General features: G+C 60.9%; 6 protein-coding genes and 1 pseudogene. 3 read left to right on the forward strand and 4 right to left on the reverse strand.

Annotation, left to right across the window (positions count from 1 at the left end):
* Positions 1-681 (reverse strand): extracellular solute-binding protein (locus tag EOA85_RS25545; RefSeq protein WP_127211615.1); only part of this gene is annotated, 681 nt, incomplete at its 3' end.
* A 293-nt stretch (positions 682-974) separates the two neighbouring features.
* On the opposite strand from EOA85_RS25545, the gene ugpC reads away from it, so the two are divergent.
* From ugpC to rbsK, 3 genes are all read left to right on the forward strand, one after another.
* Complete coding sequence (ugpC, locus tag EOA85_RS25550) at positions 975-2,033, forward strand: sn-glycerol-3-phosphate ABC transporter ATP-binding protein UgpC (protein ID WP_127211616.1); 1,059 nt, start codon at positions 975-977, stop codon at positions 2,031-2,033.
* 95 nt (positions 2,034-2,128) lie between these two features.
* Entirely contained in the window at positions 2,129-2,581 is a 453-nt protein-coding gene (locus EOA85_RS25555; RefSeq protein ID WP_127211617.1) for an RbsD/FucU family protein, read from the forward strand.
* Positions 2,582-2,585: 4 nt separating this feature from the next.
* Positions 2,586-3,512 carry a ribokinase gene (gene rbsK, locus EOA85_RS25560; protein ID WP_065008102.1) on the forward strand — a complete coding sequence of 309 codons (927 nt, stop codon included), beginning with the start codon at positions 2,586-2,588 and terminating at the stop codon, positions 3,510-3,512.
* 302 nt (positions 3,513-3,814) lie between these two features.
* On the opposite strand, the gene EOA85_RS25565 is transcribed toward rbsK, so the two are convergent.
* The 3 genes and pseudogenes from EOA85_RS25565 to EOA85_RS25575 form a co-directional block, all read right to left on the reverse strand.
* Entirely contained in the window at positions 3,815-4,255 is a 441-nt protein-coding gene (locus EOA85_RS25565) for a hypothetical protein (protein ID WP_029356736.1), read from the reverse strand.
* A gap of 202 nt (positions 4,256-4,457) precedes the next feature.
* Positions 4,458-5,042: a class I SAM-dependent methyltransferase gene (locus EOA85_RS25570; RefSeq protein ID WP_127211618.1), complete on the reverse strand. Its 585-nt coding sequence runs from the start codon at positions 5,040-5,042 to the stop codon at positions 4,458-4,460.
* Positions 5,043-5,360: 318 nt separating this feature from the next.
* Positions 5,361-5,825: pseudogene (locus EOA85_RS25575) on the reverse strand (leucine zipper domain-containing protein); the annotation flags it as partial.
* Positions 5,826-5,870: the final 45 nt, after the last annotated feature.

Genomic DNA, 5,870 nt, shown 5'->3' on the forward strand with positions numbered 1-5,870 from the left:
GGCTTCTGCCAGTCCGGCATCGGCGAACACGTCGGTGCGGTAGTTGAAGTTGTGCGCGTCGCCGTCGACGGTGACGCGGTACTGCTTGCCGTCCCAGGTGCCGACCGGCGGCTTCAGATAGGCCACCAAGTCGTCCATATCGATTTGTTTCTTGACCCAATCAGGCATTTCCGAGGTCAGGCCCTTGCCGCAGACATCGCCCTCGAACGGTGCGCCCATCTCGACTATATCAAAGTCGATGGTGTTGGTTGCGATCGCTTGTTGCAGACGCGGATTGTAGTCGGCCTGCGCCAGGTCGATCCAGTTGATCTTGGCGCCGGTATAGGCCTCCCACGGCTTCAGGAAGCCGCGGAACAGCACATTGTGCAGGTTCTGGTTGTTGAGTCCCATGAAACTGAGCTCAACGCCGGCGAACTCGCCCTCCTTGACATTGGCCTTGGTCGCCTCCAGGCAGAGCTCGCCGACCTGCTGAAAGTCGGCATCGGTCGGCTGGCCCTTGCCGACACCGGGGATTTGCAGGATCTGCGCCCGCAATTCGCTTGCGGCGGAAGCCGGGCGCGTCAGCGCGCCAAGCCCGGCGCCGGATGCCGCGGCGATCGCGGCCATGCTGGCCGCGCCCTTGAGGACATCGCGGCGAGTGGCTCCCGCGCGCATAAATTGGTTGTAAAGGCTGACTTTCATTTCGTTCCTCCCAGAATCTCAATTGTGATTGTTTCGGGTGTTTGGAGCGCTGGACGTGTTCCCCAACAACAGCGACTCCTAGAAATAGGGCCCAAGTTTTCCTCCCGCGACACTTCGATTTCCGTGGTCCGAACTAGTGTGCCGGCGCGCCCGGAACAGGGTCATAATCCGAGCCCTTTCACTATTCTCACAACCAAGTGCCGTGTCAACGAGGATGGGTTTTTTATCTATAAAAGACTGACTTGCCCTCGCCGTTTGCGTTGTTTAGCTTCACCGCAACGAAAGGGGGGCCCATGGCTCAAGTCGCGATCAGCAATGTGGCCAAGGCGTTCGGAACCGTCAAGGTCCTGCACGATGTCAGCGTTGACATCGCCGACGGGCAGTTCGTGGTGCTGGTCGGTCCTTCCGGGTGCGGCAAGTCCACGCTGCTCAGGATGGTGGCGGGGCTGGAGACCGTTTCAGGCGGCACAATCGCCATCGGCGACCGTGTCGTCAATCATCTGCCGCCGGCCAAGCGCGACATCGCCATGGTGTTCCAGAATTACGCACTCTATCCGCACAAGACGGTCGAGCAGAACATGGCCTTTGCGCTGAAGCTGCGGAAGACCGATCCGGCTGTGGTCGCCGAGCGGGTCAAGCGCGCCGCCGATATCCTCGACCTCAATCCCTATCTCAAGCGCTATCCGCGCCAGCTCTCGGGCGGGCAGCGCCAGCGCGTCGCCATGGGCCGCGCCATCGTGCGCAACCCGCAGGTGTTCCTGTTCGACGAGCCGCTCTCCAATCTCGACGCGAAGCTGCGCGTGCAGATGCGCACCGAGATCAAGGAACTGCACCAGCGGCTGAAGACCACCACCATCTATGTCACGCACGACCAGATCGAAGCCATGACCATGGCCGACAAGATCGTCGTGATGCGCGACGGCCGCATTGAGCAGGTCGGCGCGCCGCTGGAACTGTTCGACCGGCCGGCCAATCTGTTCGTCGCCGGCTTCATCGGCTCGCCGTCGATGAACCTGCTCAAAGGCGTGGTGCGCATGGGCGACAAGCCTGTCGTCGAGATCGCCGGGACGCCGTTCCCTATCGCCGCGAACAGCGCCGTGGAGGATGGGCGCAATGTTGTCTACGGCGTCCGGCCCGAGCATCTCGAGATTCACCCCGACGGCGTGCCGGCAAAGATTTCCGTGGTTGAGCCGACCGGTTCCGAAACGCTGGTGTTTCTGCGTTTCGGCGAGGGCGAGATGGTGGCGCTGTTCCGTGAGCGCCACGACTTCAAGCCGGGCGACACGCTTCACTTGAAACCACGGCTGGACCAGGTCCACCTCTTCGACGCAGAGACCGGCCGTCGTCTATAACACTGAATTTGCGCATGATCTTATCCGAAACCGACATCACTTTTCGGGATCACGCGCTAGGTTTCACATCAAAAAGCCCGTTCGGGAGGAATGCCATGCTCAAAGGGATCAATCCGCTGCTCAATGCCGATGTGCTCCAGGCGCTTCGGGCGATGGGCCACGGCGACGATTTGATCATCGCCGACACCAATTTCCCCTCCGATTCGGTGGCGCGCCAGACCGTCTTCGGCCGACTGCTGCGCATCGATGCGCCGGCCGCGGACGTGGTCAAGGCGGTGCTGTCGCTCTATCCGCTGGACAGTTTCGTCGACGATGCGGCCGCCCGCATGGAGATCGTCGGCAAGCCGGACGAGATTCCCGCAGTGCAGCAAGAAGTGCAAAAAGAGATCGATGCTGCTGAGGGCAAGGCCTGGCCTATGATCTCGGTCGAACGCTACGCCTTCTACGAACGTGCCAAAAAGGCCTATTGCGTCATCCAGACCGGCGAGCGCCGCTTCTATGGCTGTTTCGCCTTCCGCAAGGGCGTCGTTCCGCCGGATGCGGAGTAGGGAGATGCCAGGCAAGCCTGTCGTCATACTGGGCGTCTTCGTCGCCGACACTGCCTACCGCGCCGCCCGCCAGCCGCGCATGGGCGAGACGCTCCTTGGAACTTCCTTCACGCTTGGCCCCGGCGGCAAGGGCTCCAACCAGGCGGTTGCGGCCGGCCGTCTCGGTGCCGACATCACTTTCCTGACGCGCCTCGGCGTCGATCCCTTTGCCGATATGGCTAGGCAGACCTGGGCGCAGGCCGGGGTGAAGAGCGCCGTCATCGACACGCCGGAGAGTTATACGGGTGCGGCCTATATCTTCGTCGAGGAGACCACCGGCAACAACGCCATCATCGTCAGTCCGGGTGCGGCCATGCTGATTTCGCCCGACGACATCGAGGCTAACGCCGGCCTGATCCGCTCGGCGGGCGTCTTCGTCACCCAGCTCGAGCAGCCGATCGAGGCGGCGATGCGGGCGCTGGAGATCGCGCGCGGGGCAGGCGTGACGACCATCCTCAACCCGGCGCCGGCGGCAAAGCTTCCTGACCGCATCTATACGCTCTGCGACTATGTCACGCCGAACGAGACCGAGGCCGAGGAACTGACCGGTATCAAAGTGTCTTCCATCGACGACGCCCGCCGCGCCGCCGACAGCCTGCTCGAAAAGGGCGTCGGCGCGGTCATTGTAACACTCGGCGACAAAGGCGCGCTGTTGCAAACGGCCAGCCGCTCCGACTATGTCGGCGCGATCAATGCCGGCGCTGTGGTCGAGACCACCGGAGCAGGCGACGCCTTCAATGGCGGCTTGGCCGCAGCACTTGCGAGAGAGGTGGAACCGCTGCAAGCGGTCCGCTTCGCCTGCGCCGTCGCCGGCATTTCGGTCACCCGGCCCGGCACGGCGCCGTCGATGCCGACGCTACAAGAGGTCGAGGCATTGCTCGCCAAGGGGTGAGGCCGCCCAGCCTCGCCGGCGCTCTCGACTTCAGTCCGTTCCGACCACGGTGACATATTAGCCACAGTTAATATGAATCGGCAAACCTATCTTGCGTCATTGGCATAGGTGTCCCGTAATGGATCACTGGGTCTGGCGCCGCAATTGCACGGTCAGCAATGCCGGGGGGCACCTTGACCTGGCAATCGGGGGTAATCTGGGGGGGCCGCCGCTTCGCAAATGGAGCGGCGGGCCTTTTTGGCACACCGTCGTGAGCGCGGCACCGCCGGAATTCAAAGGCAGCGTTTTCACGCCTGGATTTCTTATGCGGCCGGAGCCGGCGGCAGTTCGAACAGGTTGGCGCCATTCTCCTGGCCTCGCTCAACATAGCCGATTATCCGAAACCATTTTGCGACGTCCGGTCTCTGGAGCCAGCTGCGCGAATGAATCGGGAGATTGCCGGCGAGCGCCTGGATATGGCGGATGTGCCGCTTGCAGAAGCGAACGGTCGCGGCACTGAAGAAATCCTCCTGTGCGGCGAACAGCGTATCAGCAGCGTCGCTATGCTCGTGCCACGCGATGATCGCCACGGTCTTTTCCCCCTGGACAAGCGCGTGAGCACGGCCTTCTTTCAAGTTCATCATCAGATTGTCGTAGGCGATCTTGCTGTCCTTGCCGGCCGCGGCGTATTCGTCCGATATCCGCTTGGACAGATCACGGAAAAGAGCTTCCAGATCTCCAACCGTCGCTGCGCGTGCTCTCATTTCGCCTCCTAGCGCCCCAGCAGGCAGTTTGCCCTAAGGATAGAGGATCACCAAGCAAATCAAATCCGTCATCCGCCCAACGCGAGCAAAGACGTTTCGCGGGCGAAGCCGCCGTGATGTGCTCAGGTCACGTGATTTTGCCGATAGGCGCGGGAAATGCGTCTGGTGCGTGAGTCGCGCAGGTAATCGCCGTCCGCCCGCTCTAGTGGCGATGGTAAGCCAGAACTGCGCTGCCTCGAGGCGACTTGCTGCGATGGGATAGAGTGAATCCAGCACCCTCGATCAAAGACTGAAGGCGGATGTCGTCTTCGTCGGGAACTCGCGCCACAATCGTCTGAGTGCGGTTAATGATGTCGATGAAGATGCGATCGGCCTCCTCCTGACCCAGCCCCCTGCGAACATGCTGGTACACAGCGAGAAGAAGAACGATATCGTAACGGTCATTTAGAACAGATTGAAGCTTTCGACTCCCAAGACTCATGGTGTCAAATCGACTTTCTACGTTCGATCCTAGAAAGATAGAACGCGCCACGCGGGTGTGTGGCTTCAGAACGTCAATGCCGTGGATGTAGGCCGGTCTGCGTTTGGCGATTTCATAAGCGACGATGCCCATATTGCAGCCAACATCAAGGATCGTCTTACCGGAGTAGTTTACCCCGCATGAAAATAATCCATCGAGCCGATCGTCCCACGTTCCTGCGCTATATTTCTTGTGCGATTTCCAAAAAGGCACGACTATCCTTCCGTGTCCTGGACCAAGTCGAATTTTATCTGCGCCCTCGTGCATTTTCCGGCAAAGTCCAACGGCACGTCTGTCGGACCGTTAAGCAATTTCCATGGAAAATGGTGCCCAGAGGCGGAATCAAAGCGAAGGAAATCTGGCTTTGTTTCCAAATAGTTGGGACCCACGCAAGAGCAGGGATAGCCAACAAAAATACCAACAAAATATTTCTGTGGATTGGTTCGGTTCCCGGATATCGCGCTATTCGCTCAATGCCATTGCAACTTAACCTTATCTCAGAAGCGGAGCGTTGAGCAAGTCGCAGGTCCGCTGCCTCCAATTTTCCGATATCTGATCGCGGCGGTTGACGGCGCCAGGATATCGCCCGGTGATGCGGTGCCCCACAGAGCCGATCCGGCCCAGCTTCTTGATATCGAGATGGATGAGCTCACCGGGATGCTCGCGCTCATAGCGGCGCACCGGCTCGGCCGGTTCCAGGTCTTTCAGCCGCGACAGGCCGGCGCGTGCCAGCACCCGGCTCACCGTCGCCTCGGACACGCCGGTTTGCATGGCGATGTGCTTGCCGGTCAGGCGCTGCCGGCGCAGCGCTGCGATCGCGTCCGCCACCGCCGCTTCGGTTTGCTTCGGGCTTGTCTTCGGCCGCGAGGAACGGTCGATCATGCCGGCGCTTCCCTCGGCCCGAAAGCGCTCCACCCAGCGCGCCACCACCTTCGCCGTCACTCCGTATGTCCGCGCCGCATCGGCTTTGGAAAGACGGCCTTCAACAACGTCGCGGGCCATCTCCTCTCGACGCAGCGGCGTCAGACGGGCATTCTTGTGGATGTTCATTCGGTCCTCCGAGAATCACTGAAGCTTCGACAACCTCAGCTTTAT

The sequence above is a fragment of the Mesorhizobium sp. M5C.F.Ca.IN.020.29.1.1 genome (genome assembly GCF_003997375.1).
Classification (GTDB): domain Bacteria; phylum Pseudomonadota; class Alphaproteobacteria; order Rhizobiales; family Rhizobiaceae; genus Mesorhizobium; species Mesorhizobium wenxiniae.